The sequence below is a fragment of the Candidatus Neomarinimicrobiota bacterium genome (assembly GCA_016784545.1).
Classification (GTDB): Bacteria; Fidelibacterota; UBA8477; order UBA8477; family JABMPR01; genus JABMPR01.
The window spans coordinates 1-25,126 of sequence record JADHUM010000047.1 but is presented as its reverse complement, the minus strand read 5'-3'; the positions used below and the strand labels follow the sequence as shown (position 1 = coordinate 25,126).

Below are 25,126 nucleotides of genomic sequence, written 5' to 3'. Positions count from 1 at the left end.
TTGGGTAACATATTAATGGTAATTCTATTTAAACCAATTCTTCAACCATGTCGAATGAGATTTGTCACTCAACAATTGAACATATTTTGTAGATTCATTGACTATTTTGAATTCCATTGCTCTACACTATTTTTCAGCCATTCTTTTAATAGATGGTAATTCGGGGGTCCCTATGAAATATATCAGAACACTTACATTGCTCATCACACTTTTGCTTATGACTGGATGCGGTTCAGTCACAAATCCTGGAGGTAGCCCTGAAACCATACAAGCTGGACCCAAGCCGAGCTGGCTGATTCAACAACCTGTTGACCCAAACTATTATCTCGGTATAGGTTCGGCCTCTAAGAATCAATATGGGTCAGAAGCACAGAAAAGCGCTCAGGATATGGCTATGGCAGATTTAGCCTCCCAAATTACTGTAAAAATAACCAGTGATATTGTCACCACCCTCATTGAGAATGGCACCATGACGAAAGACGAATATCTGGCAACTGCCCGTTCAGAAGCCGTGGCGGATCTGGAAGGCCATGAGCTGGTGGATACCTGGCAGGATGCCACCTATCACTACGCCTATTACCGCTTGTCAAAAGCCCAGTATGCAGCCATACAAGCCAGGAAACGCCAGGCCGCAGTGGCACTTTCAACAGATTTCCTAGAGAAAGCCAATGTAGCAAATGAACTGAACCAATTTTCTGATGCTTTTAACGCCATCATCCAGGCTTTCCTTCCCCTCCTGCCCTACCTCAATGAAGCACTTGAGGTGAATCTTGAAGGTCAAACCGTTATTCTCAGCAATGAAGTCAATTCCCGGCTTCAGTCTCTGTTATCGGGTATCGATCTCTCACCCAACAAGTCTGCACTCACGGCCAAACTGGGACAACCTATAACTGAGGAACTGACAGTTTTTGCCAAAGGAAATACGGGTCAACCCTTGCGTGGTCTTCCGCTCAAGGTTCAATTCTACAGGGGTGCAGGGGAAGTACTGGGGAGTGTTAAAACTGGCCAGCAGGGGTTTGCGACCCTTCACGTCACCAACATCACCGCGCCCTTAAAACTCCAGGTTCTTGAAGTTGGCGTGGATGTCGAGCATCTCATTCATGGTGTTGAGTCTCCTATTTTAGTCGGAATTATTAAAAGTATCCCCCCGACTGCAGTACGGATTGTTCTGGATGTGGAAAATCCCTCGATCTATCTGGAATCCAATGAGTCATTTAGTGGCAAACCTCTGCAACAGCTGCAGGTAGAACCCCGAATAAAAAACCACTTCATTGGCGAGGGTTTCAAATTCGTCGATAATCCACAGGATGCTGATTGGCACATGACCCTGAACGCCACGGCGACCAGAGGAACCGAGTATAGCGGGATGTATACTACCTTTGCTGATGTGAATTTAAATGTAATCGAGAGGAAAAGTGGATCAGAGATCTATGCGAATTCACTGTCCCGGGTAAAGGGTATTGATTTGAGCTATGAAAATGCTGCAAACAAGGCATTTGACAACGCTACCGACAAGATGATTACCAATATTCTCCCGCATATTTTGGAGAGTATTAAATAGTTACCAATTCCCCACTATGCTAACTGTGGCATGTTGGTTATTGAGCGACTGACAGTTAGGTGCAGAATCAATCCCGCAAAGACAGTTGTCCTGTTTGCAATTCGATTAACAATCCCCGAGGTCTCTCCAATATTTACTGTTCTTAGATTTGGTAGGATCTTTTTTCTTTGAGGCCTTTTTGGCTTGATAGGCGTTCCCATCCTTGTGCACTTCATCATTGGTTTGGTATTGAACAGAGTTAGACCATTCTGGGCGACCTCCACATTCACTACCCTGGTCCTCATCATCGTCTTCTTCGTCCTCACCACCAACGACATTAACTTTATCGATTTCGCCATTCACTTCTGCACCCCACATGTACAGGTCAACATTATCCCCCACATGGCTGGCAATGACTTTTCCATCAATATAGACATCTTCCCCAAGATAAATCTCAACCACAGGGAGATCATTGCCGTGGCCCCTATTCAGTATAGATACATTTCCATTAACGTGGCTACCCACTTTCAGCGAGATGTGACCATGCCTGGTGCTTATGTTTTTGTCGAAGATGGCTCCTTCGCCCTTTATATCCCCCGATTCAGTGGTGATATTGCCTTTCACAGTGGCATTCTGGCGGACGCGTATGGTACCACTTTGAGTGTCAATAGTCTTATCTACCTGAGATCCGACATCCAGATAAACATTACCACTTAATGTGGTTATTTTTTCTTCAACCTTTGCATTCTCTTCAAGATAAACATCACCAGATGTCGTTTCGATATCGCCATCGACTGTGGCTCCAGAGAGGATGATAACATCCTGATTGGTGGTCTCGATATCCCCATCATATGTAGTTCCGGCTGCCACAATAAAATCATTGTTGGGAGGGGTTGCCATGAGTACAGAGATGGACAAAACCAAAATTACCAATGTCAAAAACTTTATTTTCATGGGTGACCTCCTCAGGTGAATTTTTGATTCGCAAATATAACTGTTTCGCCAGCTAGATCATTTAATATAAATCAACGACAAACAATATTAGGGGAAACCTATTTTTTTGGCTTCAGGATGAATTCAGGATAAAATATTTAGCCCTTGGAAAGCTGCTCCAGGAAAACATCCAATTTGAAATCTGAGGACTTGGCGCAGTTCAGAAGTCTTGAATATTCAGGGGAGGATAATTCCCGAGCATAGAGAACACCAAAATACTCCAGGAAATGATCCATACGCTCTTGATTGAACCATTGTATTCCCTCAACCTCATTTAACTGGAAGTATTCTGGTACACCCCTGTGCTTGAATAATTCAACAAAAAATGCATGGGTATCCCTTTTAAGCAGGGCTCTGGCTCTGTCGGCAAACTCCAGGACAGTAAGCAGTCCGGCCAGATTGATGGTCTGAGCAGTACCGAGACATTTATTGATCTGATCCTCCAGCCCAAAGGTCTCAACCATGCTATTAGGGGACTGTGGACTAGCAGCATGTACCTGACGGGCAAAATAGGTGCAGGCAAGCACAAATCTATGCTGCTCCAAAGCATCTGCAGATACTGAAGCTAAAAGCTCCTGGGATTGACTTAACAGTACTTCATAATTCTGGGCAAAATCTTCAACATCCTCCAGCATGAGGGAAATATTTTCCATCTCCAACATGGCTTCCAGGAGGGGTGAAAATTTCATAAATAGAGATTTGCTATCCGGCAAAATGTCTTTGCCAGTGATTAGCTGCATCATATTGCAGAAAAGTCGATGGACTGGCTCCAGTTCAATCACCCGGAAGAGAGGGGCAAAATCATTAATACCCCTGCCATTCAGATCCTGATGAATATTCCACCAGGGAATTGCCTCTGTATCACTGACCAGCTGAAAGCCCAGGTAAATCTGAGATTCATAACCAGATAACTCCATAAATAAGCCCTGATTACGAATCTGTTCAACGGTTCTGATATACCATAGCCCTGAGGCCTGCTCCTGGAAGATGACATAATAGCTGTTCTCTACATCAAACGAGATGGCAACAATCAGATCTTCTGAAACCAGGTTGGGGTGATCTGATGTGGGATCCGTATTAAAAGGAGTGGATGTTTTTATCCAACCGGACTGACTGGTATAGGAATTATTGACCAGAACCAAAGAGCGTTCCGTACCGCTATGATTGGTGTAGGCAAAAACGCTATCCACTTTGTGCCCATCTGCATTCATAAAGGGGAATAATCTGAAATTTCCAGCTCCGGCATAGAGGTAGCGTTTTTTCATGAGGGGGAATATCAGGGCTTTGTGCTTGTTAATGAGATCTTCATCAGGGGTTTCATCCCAATAGGCACGACGATATTCCATACCGTATTTCTCTTCAAAACCTTCGATCTGAGCATGAGCAAACATGGGTAAACCAGGTAGTGTCACCATGAGCACGGTGGCACCAAAATATTTGTCACCCTTTCCAAACTGGGCAATGGCAGTATCTTCATCAGGATTACTCAAAAAATTCACAAATCGCTGTAGGATGCGGGGGTCAAATTCCAGGGTCTTGGCGATCATACCAAAGAATTTGCCATTCTCTTCCATCTTGAGCATATTCATAAATGCGCTGTTGTATACACGGTGCATACCCAGGGTACGGACGAAATAACTTTCCATCATCCAGAATGCCTCTGCCAGCAGTAAAGTATCAGGCACTTCCTTAGCCACCCGGTCAACAACTTCGCGCCAGAATTCTGCTGGAATAGCTGCATCAAAGTCAGCTCCACTCATGCTAAAATTAGCTCGGGAAGGGATATCCCCACCGGATCCAGGTTCTGGGAACCACAAGCGTTGAACATGTCGTTTGGCCAGGGTCATGGCGGCATCAAAGCGGATGACTTTAAATTGTCGCGCCACATTAAGGATTACCTGGATAATCTCCTCCCTCAACTGGGGATTGAGATAGTTGAGTTGGGCCGTATCATTCCAGGGCATGGAGGTACCATCATTACCATGATATATATAGCGTGTGCTGCCATTGCGATGATCGTGGGCTTTGAAGACAACTGCTGCATCGGAGCGGTCATAATAATGGTCTTCCAGGTGAATACTCAGGTCTGGGTCGTCTGAAAGGTCGCCGCCATCAAAACGATAGGCTGGGAAGGGGGAATTATCGGTGCTTATATACCATTCGGGATGTTGCTTCAACCAGTCTGAGTCCAGCCCGGTGTGGTTGGGCACCATATCACTGGCCAGGCGTATCCCTCGTTCCCAGGCACGAGACCTGAGATTTTCCAGGGCATCGGGACCTCCAATGCTGGGATCGATCTGGTATTCTTTCAGGGAGTAGGCAGAAGATTCAGCATCGGGATTTCCACACCAGTGTTTGATCTTTTTCGAAATACTGCTGCGATTCCAGAGACCAATTAGCCAGAGCACCGTAAAACCCTGTTGTCCCAGGAGATCCAATTCCTCATCAGGAATATCCCGCAAGGTGTTAATGTCGCGCTTATATTTTTTGGATAGCTGATCCAGCCAGACCAGAGAATTACGGGCAATCATGACTACCCGAGGCATCCAATCGCTGTCCTCGCTGTAAAATTCGCCGTCCTGGAGTTCACCAGAATAGCTGGGAACTTGAGATTCGCCGGGACCAAAACCACGGAAACGGTTTTCTTCCTCGAAATGGTCCAATCCTCGGAGCAGGTCCATGAGGTGAGATCCTAAAAAAGTGCTCCAGTGTTTGCGGATATAGGCGAGTTGTCCTTCAATTGAATTGGGTGCAGCCAGGATGGGCTCCATAAGGAGCTCAATAACATTTTTACCAGAACTGCCAAAACCAGTTGACCCAGCCGACCACTTGTTGATACTTTTTAATAATTTATCAGAGGTCTTGATCGCTTTGTGAAAATCTTCTTTGAACACCACATCATATTTATCAAAGGCGGGGTTATTCAAGGCCAGGATGTGAACCAGCAACTCTTCAACGACGACCTGAGTGTTGGGAACCGATTTTGTTTGCCCCTTCAGATACTCCTTAACACTAGTTGAAGAAGATTTGAAACTATCTGAGGGAAGTGCTTCCAGATAATTGCCTAAAAGATCATTCAGAACTGACGGGCTCAATTCCTTTTGAAGAAAAGTGGTGAGATCTTGGATATATGATGGGTTGACCTGGTTGCGGTACAGACGGATCAATTTATGGGAAAGCAGGGACAACAGACCCATTCCGTGCAGCTCACTTGATCTAAACCCGCGATCTGGTTGAAGCTCCCCCATTCTGTGGATCAGGTTTTGGAGCTCATGGTAATCGATCTTGAATTTACCACTTTCGAGGGCAAACATGGGAGGGCTGAATTTATAGGTTTGATCCAGGGCCTGCCTGAGATGGAACTCCAGATTGGGATAGCTGGGAGCATTCTGATTGGCCACTATTTCCGGGTGTGATTGCTTCAGCATGTGTGCTCCTTTGGCTCCATTTTCAACATTAAGGTAATAACATATAAAAACCAACCCATGCCAAGCACAAAGACGGGCTTCTGAACAGGTAAATATCTGCCCCTCACACCATGATATTTACTATTTTAAGTGAAGATTTTTGTCCCGAGCTGCTTCCTATAAAACTAAAATTAATGCTCATGGTTGGTTTGGTGACATTTATATTAGACCGGATTATTCGACAAGAAGGGAATATGAGAAATGACTGATGATTTCATGGATTCACCTGAATTTCAGGCACTGATTAAAGAATACTTGAACTATTTAAATACAGCGCTCCCCGGGGTTCGTAATAACCTTACTGATAAGCTGTATACTGATGTGTATAAATTTGGTCATAACATAAAGGGGACGGGGACCAGTTATGGCTACGAAAACCTCAGTAATATAGGAGCCGAGATTTGCAGCAACATCAAAGATGAGAACTACACAAATCTGGGATCACTCCTGGACAAAGTTGGTGATATTTTGACAGAGGCATTGTCTTAGTTTAACAATCAAAAAATTGGTGCTATAAAAAAGAGGCTGTCTCAGAACCTGAGGCGGTCTCTTTTGGTATATAGAGGTGTTTGGTTCAGAGTTCTCTAAAATGTCACGAGTTGTATTGATCCAGCTCAATTTTCATCAAGTAAAAAAAATGGGTATAGGGGTATAGGGGAGATAGTTTTTCAAGCATTTTCACTATACTTCACAACAACTTCATGAGATTGTAAGTAATAACAACCAACACGATTTCTACAATTCCTTTATTAAGCCCTCTACGCAGGGAGCGCCTGAAGTGTCGGTTTGCTTTGATTTGCCCAAACACAACTCTGGTTTCTACAGGGTGTCTTGGTCTTATGAGCAAAAGCATAGATACGAATTGCATCACGTTGGGATATAGCTGGATGCACCTCTCCCAGGATAGCTGTTCAGAACCGTATCTATGTCCATCATATTGATCACCTTTCTGATCAGGCAAACTTAATGGTTCTCTGGTATTCATTGGTCATAACCTGAGGAAAAAAGTGGGGACTGGTGTTGTTCGTAATCTTTGAACCTAGCTTTAAGGGGAGCTGACCCCTTTATCTACAACTATATCATTAGGCAAGTATACGCCCCCTATACCTCTAACCCTATACCCAAAAAAAGAGACCGCCCTATAGAGACAGCCTCTTTTTCAATTCTACCATAAGATCTAGTCTACCAGAGGATATAGAGTAGGAGGCCTCCAAAAACTATATAGGCAAATCCAAAGGGCACCCGCCTGGTGTAGACGATACTCTCCACATTGTAGACACGGTTAAAAAGCTCCCCCGCCTTGATCAATGTTTTGGGCGAGGTAACCAACAGCAACCCCGTGATAAATGCAACCACTGCAACAAATATTATGTATAACTCATACCCCTGCATCTGTATTCCTCACATCCTAAAGTGTTGTGTAAACCATAAATGCCGCAGCCACCATCAAAAACAGGCCAAACATATAACGGTTTCGATAGATAAGACCATCAATATTGTAAAGTCGGTTGCTTTGTTCCCCCAATTTGACCAGCGCCTTGGGAGCTACCAATAAAAGTGTTCCGATGATGATCGAAATAATTGATAATAGAATACCGAATTCTCGCATGTTGTTCCTTTGCTCAGTTTAGGCTAGATAATAATGACAAGTGATGTGGATTCCAAAGATTGAGCTTTAAAATTCTAATAAAGAGTTGTCTTTTATACCAAAATCAAAAGTTTTGAAATATTCTTCATGAAAGAAGTGATTCATCTCAAATCGACCTCGATCCAAGCGATTGGGTCCACCTGATCCTATGATATTGGTTGCAAAGATAGCACCCTCTATAAATGAAGTCGTTTTGGTGAACCTGAAGACATCAGGCGCATAAGCTATCCCGTGCATTTCCCCCTCAATATTTATATCATCGGTGGCGTAAGCCTGTCCCCATAGTACTGCAGCCCCCCTAACGATCATATCACCTGAAGCATATACCTCATTGTGGAGATTGGGCCGAAATTCTGGGGCAAGAGCGCTCTGATCTGTACCATAAAGTGTGGCATTATCCAGTTCAAGAATATCCCCTGAGATCATAATGACATTATCAGAAACAGTGGTTTCTATGCCTCGTGAATTCCCGAGAAGAAGATTCCCTAAGGCAACCACGATCGCTGGTCTTTCCGCCGATCCACCGGTTATGGTAACGCCCAATAATGAAAGCACATTGTTGCAATAGATAGTACTATCGGTATATGTGTTAAGATCAATGGTTACTTCTTTAAATGTTTTACGACCATCGAATTTATTGTCAGCAGTGGTGGTGATAGCAGCCGCAATTGCAAGCAGACTGTCATATGGAACGGTATCAAAATCAGGGTGAAACAGCCACCCAAGTCTATGCTCCCCTACTGAAAAATTGGCATCTTCCTGGCCTCCAGTAACCACTGCACCAGGAGGAACATATAGAAGGGTTGTATCACCTGGTGGGTCACCAATTGCCGTTCCAGCCTCCACATCGACATTCTGCCCGATGTAAATGTTATCGTTTAGGATAAAACTATTTTTTATCTGAACATTTCCTGACCCCTCAATAATGGAAACATCTCCCCAGACCGTTTTCATGGACATTTTTGTTAATATCCGGAAGAAACGTTCGGAACTTCCAAAGGTTCCCCTGCAGATCACCCTGTAGTAGAATTGCGGAAGTGGACCTCCAGTATCGCTGGCTTCACTGGTATCAAGCTCGATAGTAGCATTGTTGAAGAATGTATAGGGTCCAAAAAAGTCTGCTTCTCCACTTTCCGATTGGTAATACCCATACTCCATTCCTGACAGTGCGGTCCAATGTGCCTGACTGCCTGAGTATATATCGGCGAACTGGGAAACCTGGGTGGAAACCTGACGCATATACATGCTGGTTGCCAACCCCATGACAATGGCAAGGGTAATGGCAATCAGTGTCATACCAAACCCGGATTCAGGGTTCGATTGGAGGGGTACTATTTTCGTTTCAGAGACCATTTATTATATATCATCTATTATAGAATTTAATATTTTCAGGATATACGACTGACATCACCGGTATACCATCCGCCCCATCATCCATGACCAGCATCAGTTTCACCAGTTTAATATCAGCAATGACGGAGGTTGTGGTATTGTCTTCAGCATAATAACTGAACCTGGTGTCTGCACTGATCACTGGGCTTGCTAAAATTTTTGCACTCCCGCCCAGGACATCCTGACGTTTTAAGGAGTCCGCGGAAATAACATAATCCCAGGTGTTTCCATAAGCATCTGAAAATCTAAATTGATTTTCACTGGCAATCAGTATGTCATCTGTTGTTTTAAGCATCCCCACTTCACGTTGAAACAAATTGACCGCCGATAACCCCCGGGTGACTAATTTTTTCCTATCCGAAACATCACGCATAACATTAAAATTGACAGCAATGATGGATGCCAAAAGTCCACTGACAATCACCATCATGGTCATGGAGATAACCAGCTCCAGTAAAGTAAACCCTGAACAATTTTTCTTCATTAATACTTGCATCAATCAATCCCTGAAACAATACTGGTAAACACCACTGGTGAGTCCATGGCAGAATGATCTATACTTACTATGATGCGCTTGAACGAGGTGAACGCTCCGGCATTATTTAACCAGTTGTCAGGAAGATTCACAGAAAAGACACTGGATGTTACGCTATAACCATCATATCCATCGCTACTGAAGTCCCAGGTTGCACCGTTATAGTCATCGATGTCATCATAGAGGATGAGACTGGTTTCACCTGTATCTGTCCCCAGGGTCGAATCCCAGGGAGCAGTATCATTTTCATCAAACCGATGCATGCGGATGATGTTCATCACTGAATTCCCCAGCGAGATTGCTCTTAAATTCACTTCCACCTGACTACTCATACTAACATAATTTCTTTGAGCCAGTTGAATCCCGACAATAGCAACGGCAATAATACTTAAACCCATAATCAAATCGATTATGGAGAAACCTGATTGTGAATGCCTATGGGGTTTCATGAGCCATTCCTGTTTCCGCTACAAGGGTAATCGTTCTCGAATTAAGGATAATAGTGCCTCCAGTAGAGGGTGTCCCCCAATAATTGAAGGAGACTTCTGAACCAGCCCCAAATGAGGCACTTGTAATTCCCACGCCGGTGTAGTCAGTATCAAGATCCAGAGTATCCATCTCATTGGTTTCAGGGTCTGGAATAAGGGTCCGTGAACCAGCGCTGGGGCCTGTGAATAGGGCATAGCGATTTTGTACAGGCTCGACCACCAGCCAGGTTGTGTCATGACGACTGATGGCATAATTACGAATATAATTGATGTCTTCCACAATGCGCTCGCTGACTGCTTTTTCGCGGATGTCTTCAGTAATATCACCAATTTTTGGCATGGTTATTACTGCAAGAATACCTATAATCGAAATAATCAATACCAGTTCAACGAGGGTGAATCCTGATTTTGAAGTCAATGGTGACACCCGGCTCACCTATGGGCGGAAACTGTGAGAAACACCCGTATCTGGATCATCTATCTGTATGCCTGCCTGTTCATGTTCAGTTGCCGGGAGCAAGGTGTACAAATAGGGGTGTTCATAGGGATTATAAATAATTTTTGACCCATTGAAGAGCTGGGCTACTGTGCGACCATCATATACTGTGGTCGAATTAGCCCAGTCATGTGTCATTTTATTGTCCGAAGGTTCATCGGGCCAGACATCACCCTTTCGCTCTAAAAAACCCTGAAGATAGAGATTAATGAAGGCTTGCTTTATTTGTGAAATATTTGTTTCGGACATAATAAGTTTAGCTTCGGTCTGGGTCTCCAGGTAGGTGGGAGTTACCACAGCTGCCAGGATGCCGATGATGGATACAGTGACGATGAGCTCCAGGAGTGTAAACCCCTGACTAGCCTTCCCCTCTCGACTTTTCCGAAGTGTAATATCCATATGCTAAACTCATATTTGGGTGTGGACTATTTTTAATACTGATGCCCTCTTGGTAATCAAGAGGGCATCCATATCTGTTCAAGATGTCAATTCAGCGATATGATTAGATACCGAGAATCAGTGAATCTTATTATGGTCGATCAATCTCTGCGGCAAGTGTATATCCAGTACTATCGGTAGCTGAAGTCGTCTTATAGACATAAGCTTTCCAATCACCGTCAGCTTGATGATAAACGATTGTATCTGTTCCAGCTAAACCTGGTTTAATATCCCAATCTTCTGGTATTTCATCTAGAATACTGGAAAGTTTCATAGGGGCTTTGGGGTATACTTTGACACCAGTCGTCACGATCTTGTTTGCTGAAAACAGCTGTAATCCAGACTTGATATTACCAACAATGGATTTCTTATTCTTAATCTGTGCCTGAGCAGTGAGATCGAAGAATTTTGGAACTGCAACTGCGGCAAGGATTCCCAGAATCACGATAACCATGATCAACTCGATCAACGTAAAACCTTTGTTATTGTTCATTTTCATTTCATATCCTCCTGATACGTTTTGTTTGTTTTCAAATTCTTAAAGTGTGTATTTTGCTATAATTAGGGGTTGATTTACATCTCTAATTTTAAACATAGGATGGCTGGTCATATTCAGCTCAGGTGGGTCACCAGACCAGGTAGCACCCCCAACAGAATCAGGTGACACTGCAATTTCCCAACCGGCACCAAAAGGGGACTTGGGAACCCCATCTTTGAATAAATCAGTCACAATAATTGTAACTGGACCGGCTCCACGATCATATTGAATCAGTTCTGTATCATCTAACAGAGGTGTAAATGCATCTGCCCCACCTGTTGATACCAATTGAGCCAGAGCACTGGAACCAATTCCATAATGGGAGACTGATGTGTACTTGTTAACGATGGCTGAACCAATGGTATTCATTGTTTCCAGGGCTTTGTTGGCTTTACCATTTTGCTGGGCATCCAGATATGCTGGAACAGCAAATGCAGCCAGCGTGCCAATGATGGCCACGGTAACAACCAGCTCCATTAATGTAAAACCTTTACTATTCCTGTTCATTTCGTTTCTCCTGAAGTGTGTTTCATCAAACATGCCCACCAATAACGCAAAGGCTGTGCCAAACCTTAAGTATCTGTTTATTAAGGTTTTTTGAAATTACATTAAAATTGTTTTGTAGCATTACGAAACAAGGGGTGTACTTGAATGCTACACTTTGACTACGAGAAAAAACTCTATCCAGATGTAAATGGCTAGGGCAAAAAGAACCATAACCACAGAATATAGCCAGGTTGGATATGTCCGATGGAAGAACTGATAGCGAAATCCTCTTTTTGATTCTGAAACTTTCATGCCTATTGTTCTCCTCCTTTTCCACCCCGTCCTCAACCTCTCTTCTACCTTCTACCTTCTAACTTCTACCGTCTACCGTCTACCTTCTAACTTTTAACTTCTAACTTCTAACTTCTAACTCACTTAACCGCCCCATACATATTCCACATTGGCAGGAAAATACCCAAAGCCATAAACAATAACATGCCACCCATAAATACGGTCATCAAGGGTTCGATGGCACCACTAAGGCCTTCAATTTTTACATCAACCTCTGTATCGTATTGAGCTGCGACATTGGCCATCATATCATCCATGGCACCTGACTTTTCACCAACGGCAATCATTTTTACCGTCATTTTTGGAAAATACTTACTCTTCCCAAGCGCTACTGCCAGACTCACTCCCTTTTCAACTTCTATACGAGCGTTGGCGATCTCCTTACCAATCACCACGTTTCCCACTGTCTTTTCCACTGTCTCCATAGCCTTTATTATTTGAATTCCACCCCGGCTCAGGGTTTCAAGCATATGGGCAAAACGAGCTATATTGGTTTTTAGGAATATCTCCTTAAATACGGGGACCCTGAGCTTAAAACCATCTATGGCAAAGCGACCCTTTTCTGTTTTTGCAAAGGCTTTCAATCCAAAGATACCTGCAAAAAAACCAATAATCACCACCGGCCAGAACTGTATTAGAAAATCACTTGCCGTAATCATAACCACAGTTGGAAGTGGCAAGGCCATACCCTTTGATTCAAACATGGTTGAGAATTTTGGAACAATAAATATCATGGCACCAATAAAGGCCAGTCCCAGGGCTCCTGTTACAATCATGGGATAGCGCAAAGCAGATTTTACGTTGCGTGCGACCTCCTGATCGTGTTTGATGAAGGTGCCGAGCCGCTCCAGGATTTGCTCCATGACACCTGCTGACTCCCCTGCCCGAATCATATTTACATAAAGTAATGAGAAAACACCGGGATAGTCTTCCATGGCCTGTGAAAGTGATTTACCTCCACTCACAGCCTTGATAAGACCTTTTACAACCGATCGCATGGTCTCTGTTTCAGCTTGTTCCTCCAATGCCTCCAGCGCGCCTATAAGAGGAATACCTGAGCGAAACATAATGGCCAATTGGACCGTAAAATTTTCAATTTCGTGAGCTTTTACCTTTTTGCCCTTTTTAAAAATGCCGCCTCCGGATAAGGCACCCTGCTTGTGCTCTTTTACCGAGAGCAACATCTCTCCCCGCTCATCAGCCTGTGTAAACACCTCAACCTTTGACTCAGCTGTGACGACACGTTCTTCAACCGTCCCTGAATCACTCATGATCCGGCAGACAAAATCAGGCATCATTACCCCCACTAGTCCCTGAATTATCAGAAAAATTCAAATCGTATTTTTTAATTTTCCTGTATATGGCAGTGCGGGATATCTGGAGTTGACTGGCGGCCTGACTAATATTTCCATTCAGTTTTGTAAGTGTAAATTGAAGTGCATCCTTTTCTATCTCCCAAAGGGGGCGTATGGTATTCTGTTCCACCATCTTCATTGTTTCAGCTGTCGACGGCGAATCATCCGTATCTTCCTGCATGAGTGAACTATGGGAAAGCACTTCTCCATCTGATTGGAACACACTTCGAGTAAGCATATTTTCCAATTCTCTCACATTCCCATGGAGATCCATACGTGAAAGTGATTCGATGAGGTCCCAATTCACTCTTTTGATGGTTTGGTCTTCACCCCTGAGCAATTTCTCCAGGTAGAAGAGAACCAGAAGTGTCAAATCGGAGATCCTGGATCTCAGAGGTGGCAGCTTGAGTGGAATTACATTCAAGCGATAGTGCAAATCCTCACGGAATAAACCCTTGGCGATCTGCACCGGCAAATTTTTATGGGTAGCTGTGACCAGTCGGATATTAACTGACTTTTCTTTCACACTCCCCAATGGCTGAATTTTGCCATCCTCAAGGACACGTAACAATTTGACCTGGAGCTCCAGGGGCATGTCGCCGATCTCATCCAGAAAGAGGGTACCATTATTGGCGAGTTCAAATTTTCCCGCTTTATCCTGATTGGCGCCGGTAAAAGCACCCTTCTCAAAACCAAATAATTCACTCTCTAACAGATTCTCAGGAATGGCAGCACAGTTAATACTGACAAAGGGTTTTGCCCTGCGTTCGCTGAGCTGGTGAATGGTTCTCGCCACCAGTTCCTTGCCAGAACCGCTTTCTCCCTGGATAAGTACAGTATATCCGCTTGAAGCAACGCGCGTCATTTGGCGATACACATCCAGCATGGGCATGGAATTGCCCACGAAATCTCCAAATCCACCAGGTCTTAGCAGCTGCTTGGAAATCTTGCTCCCCAGACTATTGGAAAATTCGGTATATTTTTCCAACTGTTCCATGATGGCACTGAGAGAAGCCTCAATATCATCTATCCGAATTACACCAAAAAGTTTAGAAGTCTCATGTGCAATGCGGGCGTCAAAGTCTGGTCTGGCACTGAAGAGGATGATGGGTTGATGCGGGTGGACCCGGCGTAAATCTTTAATCCATTGGGGATGCTCATCTGCAAAAGCCGCACATGAAATAAAAATAGCCGTATAGGCATGAATGCTGACATAATTGAAAAGGGACACCCAGTCACTGGTTTGTGTGACTTGACCATACCGTTGTAAATGCTCCAGGAGAACTTTCTCTGGGTGGGGATCCTTCCTCCGCCGGGGATTAAGCATAAGGAATTCATGAGATGAATTCATCAGAGGGTAACCCTCATAACCTCTTCCACAGAAGTTTCACCGAGAAGCACCTTTTCTTTGGCAGCCTGGTTCAGTGAATACATCCCATTTCGGATAGCAGCTGCTTCAATTTCGTCCGAATCAGCTCCCTTAATAATTAAATCTTTAATTTCCTGATTGGGTATGAGGAGTTCAAATATACCTGACCTTCCCACGTAGCCAGAGTTGCGACAATGAATACAACCGACTGGTTCATGAATATCCGTATAGTCAGGCCAGGTATCGACTTTGATTACAAGCTTTAATTCATCTGTTTTTTCCACCGGCTTTTTACATCTGGGACAGAGAAGGCGGATGAGTCTTTGGGCCAGAATAGCTCTCACTGTGGAACTCACTAAATAGTTATCCACACCCATGTCAGTAAGACGAGTGAATGTTGAGGAAGCATCATTCGTGTGTAGGGTTGAGAATACAAGGTGACCTGTTAGGGCTGCCCGAATAGCCAGTTCAATGGTCTCCGTATCACGCATCTCACCCACGAGGATTATATCAGGATCCTGACGCATCATCGTTTTCAGTGCGACTGAAAATGATAGTCCAGCCTTATTGTTTACCTGACTCTGATTGATATTCTCCAATGAATACTCTATGGGGTCTTCTATGGTCATAATGTTTACAGCGACTGAATTGAGTGTATTTAAAGTCGCATAGAGTGTGGTTGTTTTACCACTACCAGTTGGACCGGTTACCAGTAAAATACCATTGGCTATTTTAATGGTCTCACGCCATTGCTTCAATATGTCAGCATCAAATCCCAATTTATGCAGATCAATCTTGCCTTTGGATTCATCAAGGATACGCATGACTATCTTCTCACCATTGGGAGTGGGAAAAGTTGAGCATCTCAAATCAACCGCTACACTTTTCTGAGCGAAATGAAAGCGACCATCCTGGGGACGTCTGGATTCAGCGATATCCATATCAGCTAAAATTTTGATCCTGGAAATCATGGGTGAGACTGAGTCCGTTGGAATAGAATAGTATTGTTGCAACACACCATCAACGCGATAGCGTATCCGAGCATCATTTTTTCTAGGTTCAATATGAATATCGCTGGCGCCCATGTTGACAGCCTCAAACAACAACATATCCACAACCTGAACAACCTCCGTATCCTCATGAATCTCACGGGACACAACTCGAACACCATCACCTGCTGCTTCAGTTTCCAGGAGCGAGGTTGTGGACCGGTAGTAGAGATCAATTGAACGCTCAATATCCATTTCAATGGATAAAACCAGCATGATTTCCAGACCGGTGTCGCGTGAGAGCTGATCAATCACATCAATATTCAGTGGATCTGCTGTAGCAATGGTGAGACTTTCCTCAATAAGAAAAAGAGGTATAATGGAATTTTTACGAGCAAAATCTTCACTCACCACGGCGAGCGCTTCATCCTGAATACTATATTTGGTAATGTCCAGGCTTGGAATTCCGAGGTGATCGCCGAGAACTTTTAAGAGATCTGTTTCTTGAACCAGACCCATACTGACAACGGCTTTGCCAAAGACCAGGTGATGTTCTCTCTGATAGGCCAGCACCTCACTTACCTGATTTTCTGAAATGAGCCCAGATTCAAGTAATAATTGACCGAGTTGTTTCTTTTCAGCAGCCATACAATTCTATACGCTAAGAAACATGGTTAAGTACCAGTCGATAATTTCACGACCACCGAGAAGACCGAGCCAGATTCCAATACAGATAAAGGGACCAAAAGGAACCTGCTGCTTCCGACTTATCACACCAGTGGGAATTAGAAATGCGAATAAGAGGGTGGCCGAGAGAAACGCCAGAAACATGGAGACCAGTCCCACATCCCAGCCCAGAACCCAACCTGCCATGGCAGCGAATTTGACATCACCAAAACCCATGGCTTCTTTTTTAAAGGCAATTTCACCAAAATATCTAATGGCCCAAAAAATGGCTCCCAGACCCACAAAACCAAAAAATTGAGTGGTGAGTATATAACTATTTCCACCAAACCATAGATAGAAACCAGGCAGAAAACCAATAATTATCATGGAGTCAGGAATAATGAGATGATCGATATCAATAAAGGCAATGGCAATAAGGAGACCCCCAAATAATGCAAAAACTGGCAGGTCCCAGGTAAGTCCAAATTTGAGATAAGTCACATAAAATACTGTAGCTGTGAGCGCTTCCACCAGGGGGTAGCGCCAGGCGATAGGTGTTTTACAGGATGAGCATTTCCCCCGCAGAAATAAAAAGCTGACCAGGGGAATATTTTCCCAGGGTTTTATCTTATGATCACAGCTGGTGCAGTGGGAGGGTGGAAAAGCGATAGATTCTTCACGAGGAAAGCGATAGATCACCACATTAAGAAAACTGCCAATTAGAAGTCCAAACAGAATGACAAAAAAGGATATCATACAGGCAAACTACAGCAGTGCTTCCAGCTCGGCGGGGAAGGTTTGGTAATTGAGGGGCTTCACCAGATATAACTCTGCACCACTCTGGGTACCAACTTCTCGATCTCGTTCACCATCCTTGGCAGACACAATAATTACAGGAATATCTCTGAATTGCTCGTCAAATTTTAACAGACGACATACTTGATACCCATTCATACCCGGTAGCATCAAATCCAACATGATGAGGTCAGGTTTCACCTCACGGGCCTTTGAAAGCCCTGAGATGCCATCTAAGGCCTCAAAGACTTCATAATCCAGACTCTCCAGGAGACGCTTGACTGGTTCAATAAAAAATTTCTCGTCGTCAACTATTAAAATACGTTTCTTAGCCATCATTCTTCCTTTTGGGATTCATTATCATCATCCAGCAGATTTATATCCTGCGTTGATTCTCTCTGTTCACTGGATGCGATCATTAATTTCAGGTCGGTTGGATAATCAGCAGAATCTATTGCTGTCATTTCACTAATCTTTTTTTCTTTATACAGTTTATATACAGCCTGGTCAAAGAGCTGCATATGTTCCCCAGCGCCTGATTTAATAGCCTGGGGAAGGAGATCTATGCTGCCCTTTTGGATTAAATCTTTAATACGAGCAGTGGCCACCAATATTTCTAAAGCGGCTGTCAATTTACCGTTTTCCATGGGGATGAGTCTCTGAGCCACAATGGCCAAAAGATTTTGGCTCAACTGCATTTGGGCCAGATCTTGTTCTGATCTATCATAAAAACTAAGGATACGGTCAATGGTTTGCGCCGTATTTGTAGCATGCAAGGTGCTGAAAACCAAATGACCGGTCTCAGAAAAATTCAATGCCGATTCCATGGCCTCCCGATCGCGTATTTCTCCCACTAATAAAACAGAGGGTGCTTCACGGAGGGCAGATTTTAAGGCTTTGCTAAAGGAAAGCGTATCGTGCCCCACCTCCCTTTGATTCACAAGACTCTTTTTATGGGGATGTAAAAATTCAATGGGGTCTTCAAGGGTCAGGATATGACCAGATTTATTGGCATTGCGATGATCGATCATGGCCGCCAGTGTCGTTGACTTTCCTGATCCAGTTGAACCCACAACCAGAACGAGACCCCGATCTTTCAAAGCCAGCTCAGCCAGAATGGGAGGAAGATCTAACTCGCTTAAGGTTTTTATGGCGGATACAATCTGCCTCACCACAAAACTATCCGTGCCACGTTGACGGAAGAAGTTTACTCGGAAGCGACCTATACCAGCCAGACTTAGGGTATAGTCCAACTCCTTGTGTTCATGATATTCAATGAGTTGCTCTTCATTGAGCATCTCATTCTTCAAGCTCTCCAAATTATCAATTGTGAGTTGTTCTTTCTCGATGGGATAAACTTCACCAGAGATTTTCAGCATGGGGAAGGCACCCACAGAGACATATAGATCAGAAGCTTCTGCCTCAGACATCACGGAGAGTAAATCTTGTAAGGAATACATATTCTAGCTCCCCACCAATTTCTCAAGATCTTCTGGGAAGGCGGCAACTTGAAGTGCTGCTTCAAGATCAACTTGTCCATCTTTTACCAAAGCGCCCAATGATTGTTCAAGGGTCATCATACCCTGGGCAGACCCCATCTGTAAGATGGAGCGGAGCTGGAATGTTTTGGCTTCCCTGATCAAATTCGCTACAGCAGGTGTCCCTGTGAGCACTTCAAAAGCGGCTACTCGTCCCCCACCCTTTTTCTTGAGGAGCATCTGGGATAAAATCGTCACGATGGTATCACTGATCATGATCCGAATCTGGTCTTGCTGGTTTGCTGGAAATTGATCAATGACGCGATCCAGGGTTTTGGTGGTATTGACTGTATGGAGGGTCCCAAAAACCAGATGGCCTGTTTCAGCAGCTGTTACAGCTAAGGCAGTCGTCTCGGGGTCACGCATTTCACCTACCACGATGACATCAGGATCTTCACGTAGGGCAGATCGCAGGGCCTGAGCAAATCCATGGGTCGTCGTTCCCACCTCTCGTTGAGTAATCAATGATAGTTGGCTGGTATGGGTAAATTCGACGGGATCTTCAATGGTGATAATATGTTTTTTTTGGGTTCGATTGATGTAATCGATGATGGTATTCAGCGTTGTGGATTTTCCACTACCCGTTGGTCCTGTAACCAGAAATAAGCCTTTATCTTGATGAGCCATATCCTTGAGTCCCACAGGCAGCCCTAAATCTTCAAATGAAAAAACTTTTTCGTTGATGGCCCTGAGCACCGCTGAGTCCCCGTGGATGCTCTTAAATACATTCACTCTGAAGCGCCCTATGCCCTTAAAATCAGCGGCAAAATCCAGCTCCATATCTTCTTCAAAGGTTTTGCGCTGAACCTCTGTCATGATTCCATAAATAAGAATATGTAAATCCTCAGGAAGCATGGGGGGAATATCCGTTTTGCGCATTTCACCGTCCACACGCACAATGGGTCTAGAGAAAGGATGTAAATGAAGATCAGAGGCACCAGTCTCCCTCACAAAATTCAGCAAATCCAGGATGTCTAGTTCCATTAGATGTCTCTCTATTTGTTAATTATGTTCGGTGTAATAAATATGAGCAATTCTCGCTGCTCAGTCGAAGTTCTGGTATGGGTGAAAAATCTTTTCAAAAATGGAATGCTGCCAATAAGGGGTGGAGAAGTTGTGGATTCATTCACCTGGTCAAAGATCAAACCTCCGATAAGCAAGGTCTCCCCATTCCCCACCATGACCCGTGTAGTGGTTGATCTATCCGAGATAATGGGCCGGTCAGAATTGGGTCCGGCAAAACCGACCAGAGCCTGCACCGTGGCACTCAGGCTCAAACTCACATATCTTTCCTCATTAATACGTGGTGTTACGCTCAGGGAAACATTTATTTCCACATCCTCAAACTGGTAAGTTTCAGCACCAAAAGCGGTGGCATCAGAGCCGGGAATGAGAACAGGATAGGACGTTCCAATCCCAATTTCTGCTGTTGTATTTTCAAAAGTCGTGACCTGGGGTTCCTGAAGCAATTTCGTATCAGCATCAGACCCCATTAGTTCCATAATAGAAGAAAACATGGGGATACTCAATGTGGCCAATCTGAGCTGACTTCCGCCGCTTAGAATAGTGGTTCCCAGCTCAATTAAGTTTTCCACCGTCCCGGCATCAGCCTGGATACTGGGTCCTGTCAAGCTGGTTCTTAAATCCCAATTTATTCCCAGGCGTTCATCAGTAGTAAGTTTTGTCTCAATAAATTTGACAGAAATATTGATTTGAGGAATTTTTTTGTCCAATTCATTGATAATATTTTGGATGCGGTCAAAATTCTGGGCCAGGTCTGTGATCACGATATGGTCGTAGACTGGTCCTCCACCAGCACCACCGGCACCTCCACCACCAGCCGCACCACCACCGCCACCGCCAGCCGCTGCACCGCCGCCACCACCGCCTAAAGCGCCAGCTAAACCACCACCACCGCCGCCTCCACCGGCTTCACCACCGCCGCCACTGCCACCGCCGCTACCTCCAGCGGATCCAGCCATTACTGGTGAATAAAGTTGAATTTGACCCTTTTCACTCAAAACACTGGAAAGGGCTGATGAAACGGCACTGGCATCCACATAATTCATCTTGAATACCCGGGTGTCTAACTCACCAAACATTTCTTCATCAGCAGGTTTTACCACAACGATATTGCCCTGTTGAAAGTAGTCATATCCATTCACTTTTAAGATGGCATCGAGAGCGGTCCAAAGATCGACATCCTTCAGTGACACGGTAACTTCACCTTCTACCTCAGGTCCCGTTATGATGTTAATCTTGTGCTGAGCTGACAGGAGTCGCAATATGTCAATCATATCGGCCCCTTTGAAATTCATACTGATGGTACCTGGCAAATCTGCACGTCGATCCCTGCGGCGTGGAGCTTTTCTTTCTCTGACTTCAGGCCAGGACACCAATAATAAATCGTCACCCAACCATTGAGTTGTGTACTGAGGAATTTTGGAGAATAGCATCTCCACAATGACTTCGTCTTCGTCTTGGGGATTTTTCTTTACAGAAAGACGCATGAGGGGTGACACGTTGGTGGTACGCGTAAAATTGTCCTGCGCCAAACTGGTTTTGGGAAATGTCAATGTGATTTTAGGTGGTGACTGGCCAACACTTTCCTTAAAATCTACTCGATTTGAGAGGGATATTTCCAATCCGGCTTCACCATTGGCTACAAAGGTAGAGACCCAATTTAATACCGTTTTGGGAGCTGCTGACAAAGTGACGGCACATAGTAGATGTGCCATAATGAGGATATATCGAATTTTATTATTCATCCATCTTGACCTTTACAATACTGGTTCCTCTCCGAAGGATAATATGATCAAATGCAATCTTTGTGATCTGGTACCCGGCCACCCTGTCCCCTTCTTCCAATATATCTCCATTAATCAATGCCATGCCAACATTTCCGACCCAGGAAATCCCAGTTAAATCAAGACTCGGAACGTCATCACCATCCATATTCCCGAAAAGGGAACCAAGAATTCCTCCCCCCAGAGCGTTGGTGGTTTCAGCCTCGGCATAAAAGAATGGATCTGACTCCCACCCACCACTCCAAGCCAATGACCTGAGCGGTTTTGAGGTTCTGGATTCAGAAACTTCACGAGCTGTGGCCGTTTCAGAAGAACCACCCTTGGCAAGACCAAACAAATTGTCAACATCTCCATTTCCAGAACCTATGATCCCTGCATCAAATAAGCCATAGGTCATCAAGGCTAAAAGGACGAGCAGGAGTATGGCGGACCGGGCATTGAGCTGTTTGAACATCTCCCTATGCCCCTTCGACGAAAATGTAGGTGTACAAATTTAATTCGCAGGTCAACATGCCACCGTATTCCATCTCGGTTTCCAGTTTGATATTAGCGATGTTCACCAGCTGCCGCATTTCAAGAAGGTCATCCAGGAAAGCTCCTATGGTCAGGAAGTCTCCATAAAATTTTATTTGTAATGGATAACACTTCACATGATTCTTGGGAATCTTCATCTCAGCGAACAAGGCTGGATAGGTATCATTCAGGGAGGGCTCGAAGGTTAGGATTTGCAATTTGTGGCGCTCTGAAATCTGACGAATCTGTTCAAGCACCTCCCCATATTTCTGATTATTAGGAACGATGGTTTTAAGCGTATCAAAATGCTCAATTTTTTCATTAAACCTGAGCTTGAATTCGTCATAACTCTCAGTCACACTTGCTAACTCGTCAAAGCGATTATTAATGCCTGCCAATTCAATTTCGAGTTCGGATATACTGCCTCCTGCCACAACCACGGTGTAATAAAACCACCCTCCTGTGGCCAGGAGGAGGAAAATGATTGTCCCGAAAAAAATATTTCGATTCACTTGACACCTATGCCAATTTTTAGCGTAAACAGCAATCTGGAATCATCTGAGCTGGGGGAGCCTTCTCGATCTATGCTGGTAAACAGGTTTAAACTTTCAAGGCGCATGATAAAGTTGGTAAGTTGTATGTCAGCAATTCCTGCATGGGCATTCACAATCCCACTTAAAGCGATACGGTCGACATGGGCGGCTTGCTTGATAACTGATCCGGCTTCTTTTGAACTTGCTGGCCGAAAAACGAGAGACGTGATTTTGATATTATCCGGGATTTCTGATGAAATCAATTTTAATAGTTTTATCTGATTTTCCGAATTGATGCCATCATTCTCTAAAAATCCCCAATAATTGCCCAGATACTGTAGATCATCCCGCATAATGAAGTATTCCTGGGATTGCTCAGATAATTTCTGCCACTGTCTATTCATGTTTGCGACACTTTCCTCCATGACACTCTCTTCCATGTATGCGAAATACCCGATAAGAAGATAAATAGGAATGAGAATAGCGGTGAGAAATATGCTCATCTTGTTAAAGACCTTGTACTGGAAATGTTGCTTCCTGGCAACTGGCAAAAGGTTTATACCTGCCGAGGTTTTCAGAGCTAGCCCAAAATTAGTGGCAAAAATAGGGATGAGCTGATGATCCAGCTCAAATTGATCTGAGAATTCAAAATCTCCCTGGCGGAGTGGATTCAAGTGCTCAGTGGTTCGCTCAAGCTGGGTTGCAAAAACTTCCACCAGATTGGGAATAGCTGCTCCTGGACCGGTGAGATATATTTCCTGACACTCAACATCAGCCACCTGTTTTCGGAAGTAATCCAGTGAGCGGTTAATTTCACTGGTCATTCTCTCAACGATGGGTCTCAGAAAAATGGAGATCTTGTACAGGCTGATCCCTGTTTCTGGAATATTCCCATCAGTATTGATAGGAATGCCATATCGCATGAGATATTCACTGGCCATTTTATCAGTGATATTGACTGCGTCATTCCCCACCATTACCCGCTGTATCAATGCCTTGTGATAATCTTTTACACCAACCGCCATTTCTCTGGTGAACTCCATCCGCCCTGACTTCACCATGGTGATGGTGGTTTCATTTTGATTCATGTGGACAATGGCGATACACCCACGGAGACGATCTGGATAACAATGCTTAAATGTTTCCCAATCAAGGAAGGGAATGGTGGTCACGTTTTGCAGGTCAAATTTTTTCTTTTTAAAGAGATCTGACATAAAGGTGATGGATTCATTGTTGCCCACACCAATAATGATATTCTTCTTGAGTTCACCTTTTTCAGAATCCAGCACCATATGGTCAATATTGATATTCTCACTGCTGAAGGGGAGATTCTTCTTGGCTGTCCAGGTAATCAGCTCAGCGATCTCCTTGCCTTTAACTGGTGGTGCTTTAAATATTTTCGTATGTGTCTCAATAAAGGAAGAATACATGCGGAACATGGTGTCTTTCTTCCAGAGTTTTGTATCAAAGGTGTCCAATATGTGAGCAATCAGGTCATCACGATGGGTAATCTTTTGATCTTCCAATTCATATGGAAGCGGGAAAATATCCATACCTTCTACAACGTTACGGTTGCCGGCGGAGACGGTTTTGAGGACTCGAATCGCTTCTGGCGTGCATTGGAAAGTGATCTTTTTTCTAACCCCAAAAGCCCAATTGCTGAATTCGAAGAAAAGATCAAGAACCTTATTGGGCTTTGGAACGTCCTGATGAACTTGAAAATATGTTGGATCTATTAACTGGGAATCAGTGGCCATTTCACCTGGAACTGTAGCAATTTTCTCAGGTTCTGCTGGTGGTTCGGCTTCTGATTCCTGAGGAGCATCCATTAATTCAGCTGCTATGCCCTGTGGAACCGTTTCGGGTTCAGGTACTGCTTCGTCTTTAGGTTCCACAACTGGTGGTGGGGAGATTTTTTTTGCAGCGAGATTCCCCAGTTTAGCCCTGATTTCATCAGAACTAACCGATCCAGATTTCTCATCACTAGGCGGAGCTTCATCCACGATGACATCTGGAACTATACTTGAACTTACTGGTGGGAGGTCTGGTTTCTTTTTGTCAGAAACCTCAGATTTTTCTGGAGGATCATTCGCATCCAGGGTGCCACTGGCATTGCCCTCGGTGGTTGATTTACCAGTCTGCTGAGACCTTAACAGGTCCAACAGGCGATTCGTCGCCGCAGAATCTTT

25 protein-coding genes and 1 pseudogene are annotated in these 25,126 nt (G+C 44.2%); 2 read left to right on the top strand and 24 right to left on the bottom strand.

From position 1 onward, the window contains the following. Positions 1–172: 172 nt before the first annotated feature. Positions 173–1,561 (top strand): LPP20 family lipoprotein, encoded by a 1,389-nt coding sequence (locus ISR87_11220; GenBank protein MBL7026017.1) that lies wholly within the window; start codon positions 173–175, stop codon positions 1,559–1,561. A 105-nt stretch (positions 1,562–1,666) separates the two neighbouring features. Here the strand turns inward: ISR87_11220 and ISR87_11215 are convergent, their stop codons facing one another. Then, positions 1,667–2,494: a polymer-forming cytoskeletal protein gene (locus ISR87_11215; GenBank protein MBL7026016.1), complete on the bottom strand. Its 828-nt coding sequence runs from the start codon at positions 2,492–2,494 to the stop codon at positions 1,667–1,669. 137 nt (positions 2,495–2,631) lie between these two features. Then, positions 2,632–5,847 (bottom strand): alpha-amylase, encoded by a 3,216-nt coding sequence (locus ISR87_11210; GenBank protein ID MBL7026015.1) that lies wholly within the window; start codon positions 5,845–5,847, stop codon positions 2,632–2,634. 354 nt (positions 5,848–6,201) lie between these two features. Between ISR87_11210 and ISR87_11205 the strand changes: the two genes are divergently transcribed. Then, positions 6,202–6,489, top strand: coding sequence for a hypothetical protein (locus ISR87_11205; protein MBL7026014.1), 288 nt, complete (start codon positions 6,202–6,204; stop codon positions 6,487–6,489). Positions 6,490–6,688: 199 nt separating this feature from the next. On the opposite strand, the gene ISR87_11200 is transcribed toward ISR87_11205, so the two are convergent. From ISR87_11200 to pilM, 22 genes and pseudogenes are all read right to left on the bottom strand, one after another. After that, entirely contained in the window at positions 6,689–6,985 is a 297-nt protein-coding gene (locus ISR87_11200) for a hypothetical protein (protein MBL7026013.1), read from the bottom strand. Positions 6,986–7,182: 197 nt separating this feature from the next. Continuing rightward, positions 7,183–7,392 carry a hypothetical protein gene (locus ISR87_11195; GenBank protein MBL7026012.1) on the bottom strand — a complete coding sequence of 70 codons (210 nt, stop codon included), beginning with the start codon at positions 7,390–7,392 and terminating at the stop codon, positions 7,183–7,185. A gap of 16 nt (positions 7,393–7,408) precedes the next feature. Beyond that, a complete protein-coding gene (locus ISR87_11190; GenBank protein MBL7026011.1) occupies positions 7,409–7,609 on the bottom strand; it encodes a hypothetical protein in 201 nt (66 codons plus the stop codon). 66 nt (positions 7,610–7,675) lie between these two features. Next, the gene (locus ISR87_11185) at positions 7,676–9,001 is read right to left on the bottom strand and encodes a hypothetical protein (GenBank protein ID MBL7026010.1); all 1,326 of its coding nucleotides are present in this window, start codon (positions 8,999–9,001) and stop codon (positions 7,676–7,678) included. 10 nt (positions 9,002–9,011) lie between these two features. Further along, complete coding sequence (locus tag ISR87_11180) at positions 9,012–9,536, bottom strand: type II secretion system protein (protein ID MBL7026009.1); 525 nt, start codon at positions 9,534–9,536, stop codon at positions 9,012–9,014. After that, the gene (locus ISR87_11175) at positions 9,536–10,024 is read right to left on the bottom strand and encodes a hypothetical protein (protein MBL7026008.1); all 489 of its coding nucleotides are present in this window, start codon (positions 10,022–10,024) and stop codon (positions 9,536–9,538) included. Before ISR87_11175 ends, ISR87_11180 begins: the two co-directional genes overlap by 1 nt. After that, complete coding sequence (locus ISR87_11170; protein ID MBL7026007.1) at positions 10,011–10,481, bottom strand: type II secretion system protein; 471 nt, start codon at positions 10,479–10,481, stop codon at positions 10,011–10,013. The genes ISR87_11175 and ISR87_11170 overlap by 14 nt, the downstream gene beginning before the upstream one ends. Before the next feature lie 18 nt (positions 10,482–10,499). Further along, on the bottom strand, positions 10,500–10,958 hold the full coding sequence (locus tag ISR87_11165) for a prepilin-type N-terminal cleavage/methylation domain-containing protein (GenBank protein ID MBL7026006.1): 459 nt from the start codon (positions 10,956–10,958) through the stop codon (positions 10,500–10,502). Positions 10,959–11,391: 433 nt separating this feature from the next. After that, positions 11,392–11,490: pseudogene (locus tag ISR87_11160) on the bottom strand (prepilin-type N-terminal cleavage/methylation domain-containing protein). Between the two features lie 45 nt (positions 11,491–11,535). Beyond that, entirely contained in the window at positions 11,536–12,042 is a 507-nt protein-coding gene (locus ISR87_11155; GenBank protein ID MBL7026005.1) for a prepilin-type N-terminal cleavage/methylation domain-containing protein, read from the bottom strand. Positions 12,043–12,189: 147 nt separating this feature from the next. Next, entirely contained in the window at positions 12,190–12,333 is a 144-nt protein-coding gene (locus tag ISR87_11150) for a hypothetical protein (protein ID MBL7026004.1), read from the bottom strand. A 119-nt stretch (positions 12,334–12,452) separates the two neighbouring features. Then, positions 12,453–13,670 carry a type II secretion system F family protein gene (locus tag ISR87_11145; protein MBL7026003.1) on the bottom strand — a complete coding sequence of 406 codons (1,218 nt, stop codon included), beginning with the start codon at positions 13,668–13,670 and terminating at the stop codon, positions 12,453–12,455. Beyond that, on the bottom strand, positions 13,660–15,078 hold the full coding sequence (locus ISR87_11140; protein MBL7026002.1) for a sigma-54-dependent Fis family transcriptional regulator: 1,419 nt from the start codon (positions 15,076–15,078) through the stop codon (positions 13,660–13,662). The genes ISR87_11145 and ISR87_11140 overlap by 11 nt, the downstream gene beginning before the upstream one ends. Beyond that, the gene (gene tadA / locus ISR87_11135) at positions 15,078–16,733 is read right to left on the bottom strand and encodes a Flp pilus assembly complex ATPase component TadA (protein ID MBL7026001.1); all 1,656 of its coding nucleotides are present in this window, start codon (positions 16,731–16,733) and stop codon (positions 15,078–15,080) included. The genes ISR87_11140 and tadA overlap by 1 nt, the downstream gene beginning before the upstream one ends. A gap of 6 nt (positions 16,734–16,739) precedes the next feature. Further along, positions 16,740–17,507: a prepilin peptidase gene (locus ISR87_11130; protein MBL7026000.1), complete on the bottom strand. Its 768-nt coding sequence runs from the start codon at positions 17,505–17,507 to the stop codon at positions 16,740–16,742. 9 nt (positions 17,508–17,516) lie between these two features. After that, positions 17,517–17,885: a response regulator gene (locus ISR87_11125; GenBank protein ID MBL7025999.1), complete on the bottom strand. Its 369-nt coding sequence runs from the start codon at positions 17,883–17,885 to the stop codon at positions 17,517–17,519. Continuing rightward, positions 17,882–19,006 carry a PilT/PilU family type 4a pilus ATPase gene (locus ISR87_11120; GenBank protein MBL7025998.1) on the bottom strand — a complete coding sequence of 375 codons (1,125 nt, stop codon included), beginning with the start codon at positions 19,004–19,006 and terminating at the stop codon, positions 17,882–17,884. Before ISR87_11120 ends, ISR87_11125 begins: the two co-directional genes overlap by 4 nt. A 3-nt stretch (positions 19,007–19,009) precedes the next feature. Beyond that, positions 19,010–20,068: a type IV pilus twitching motility protein PilT gene (locus tag ISR87_11115; protein MBL7025997.1), complete on the bottom strand. Its 1,059-nt coding sequence runs from the start codon at positions 20,066–20,068 to the stop codon at positions 19,010–19,012. Positions 20,069–20,079: 11 nt separating this feature from the next. After that, positions 20,080–21,852 carry a hypothetical protein gene (locus tag ISR87_11110; protein ID MBL7025996.1) on the bottom strand — a complete coding sequence of 591 codons (1,773 nt, stop codon included), beginning with the start codon at positions 21,850–21,852 and terminating at the stop codon, positions 20,080–20,082. Then, entirely contained in the window at positions 21,845–22,345 is a 501-nt protein-coding gene (locus ISR87_11105) for a hypothetical protein (GenBank protein MBL7025995.1), read from the bottom strand. Before ISR87_11105 ends, ISR87_11110 begins: the two co-directional genes overlap by 8 nt. Positions 22,346–22,349: 4 nt before the next feature. Beyond that, positions 22,350–22,916 (bottom strand): type 4a pilus biogenesis protein PilO, encoded by a 567-nt coding sequence (gene pilO / locus ISR87_11100; GenBank protein ID MBL7025994.1) that lies wholly within the window; start codon positions 22,914–22,916, stop codon positions 22,350–22,352. Beyond that, the coding region (pilM, locus tag ISR87_11095) for a pilus assembly protein PilM (GenBank protein MBL7025993.1) at positions 22,913–25,126 on the bottom strand (2,214 nt) is incomplete at its 5' end. The genes pilM and pilO, both read right to left, overlap by 4 nt.

Excerpts from the sequence above, each read along its gene's own strand:
- ISR87_11220 (MBL7026017.1), top strand. The coding sequence starts at position 173 with ATGAAATATATCAGAACACTTACATTGCTCATCACACTTTTGCTTATG.
- ISR87_11215 (MBL7026016.1), bottom strand. The coding sequence starts at position 2,494 with ATGAAAATAAAGTTTTTGACATTGGTAATTTTGGTTTTGTCCATCTCT.
- ISR87_11210 (MBL7026015.1), bottom strand. The coding sequence starts at position 5,847 with ATGTTTGCCCTCGAAAGTGGTAAATTCAAGATCGATTACCATGAGCTC.
- ISR87_11205 (MBL7026014.1), top strand. The coding sequence starts at position 6,202 with ATGACTGATGATTTCATGGATTCACCTGAATTTCAGGCACTGATTAAA.
- ISR87_11200 (MBL7026013.1), bottom strand. The coding sequence starts at position 6,985 with ATGAATACCAGAGAACCATTAAGTTTGCCTGATCAGAAAGGTGATCAA.
- ISR87_11195 (MBL7026012.1), bottom strand. The coding sequence starts at position 7,392 with ATGCAGGGGTATGAGTTATACATAATATTTGTTGCAGTGGTTGCATTT.
- ISR87_11190 (MBL7026011.1), bottom strand. The coding sequence starts at position 7,609 with ATGCGAGAATTCGGTATTCTATTATCAATTATTTCGATCATCATCGGA.
- ISR87_11185 (MBL7026010.1), bottom strand. The coding sequence starts at position 9,001 with ATGGTCTCTGAAACGAAAATAGTACCCCTCCAATCGAACCCTGAATCC.
- ISR87_11180 (MBL7026009.1), bottom strand. The coding sequence starts at position 9,536 with ATGCAAGTATTAATGAAGAAAAATTGTTCAGGGTTTACTTTACTGGAG.
- ISR87_11175 (MBL7026008.1), bottom strand. The coding sequence starts at position 10,024 with ATGAAACCCCATAGGCATTCACAATCAGGTTTCTCCATAATCGATTTG.
- ISR87_11165 (MBL7026006.1), bottom strand. The coding sequence starts at position 10,958 with ATGGATATTACACTTCGGAAAAGTCGAGAGGGGAAGGCTAGTCAGGGG.
- ISR87_11155 (MBL7026005.1), bottom strand. The coding sequence starts at position 12,042 with ATGAACAGGAATAGTAAAGGTTTTACATTAATGGAGCTGGTTGTTACC.
- ISR87_11150 (MBL7026004.1), bottom strand. The coding sequence starts at position 12,333 with ATGAAAGTTTCAGAATCAAAAAGAGGATTTCGCTATCAGTTCTTCCAT.
- ISR87_11145 (MBL7026003.1), bottom strand. The coding sequence starts at position 13,670 with ATGATGCCTGATTTTGTCTGCCGGATCATGAGTGATTCAGGGACGGTT.
- ISR87_11140 (MBL7026002.1), bottom strand. The coding sequence starts at position 15,078 with ATGAATTCATCTCATGAATTCCTTATGCTTAATCCCCGGCGGAGGAAG.
- tadA (MBL7026001.1), bottom strand. The coding sequence starts at position 16,733 with ATGGCTGCTGAAAAGAAACAACTCGGTCAATTATTACTTGAATCTGGG.
- ISR87_11130 (MBL7026000.1), bottom strand. The coding sequence starts at position 17,507 with ATGATATCCTTTTTTGTCATTCTGTTTGGACTTCTAATTGGCAGTTTT.
- ISR87_11125 (MBL7025999.1), bottom strand. The coding sequence starts at position 17,885 with ATGATGGCTAAGAAACGTATTTTAATAGTTGACGACGAGAAATTTTTT.
- ISR87_11120 (MBL7025998.1), bottom strand. The coding sequence starts at position 19,006 with ATGTATTCCTTACAAGATTTACTCTCCGTGATGTCTGAGGCAGAAGCT.
- ISR87_11115 (MBL7025997.1), bottom strand. The coding sequence starts at position 20,068 with ATGGAACTAGACATCCTGGATTTGCTGAATTTTGTGAGGGAGACTGGT.
- ISR87_11110 (MBL7025996.1), bottom strand. The coding sequence starts at position 21,852 with ATGAATAATAAAATTCGATATATCCTCATTATGGCACATCTACTATGT.
- ISR87_11105 (MBL7025995.1), bottom strand. The coding sequence starts at position 22,345 with ATGTTCAAACAGCTCAATGCCCGGTCCGCCATACTCCTGCTCGTCCTT.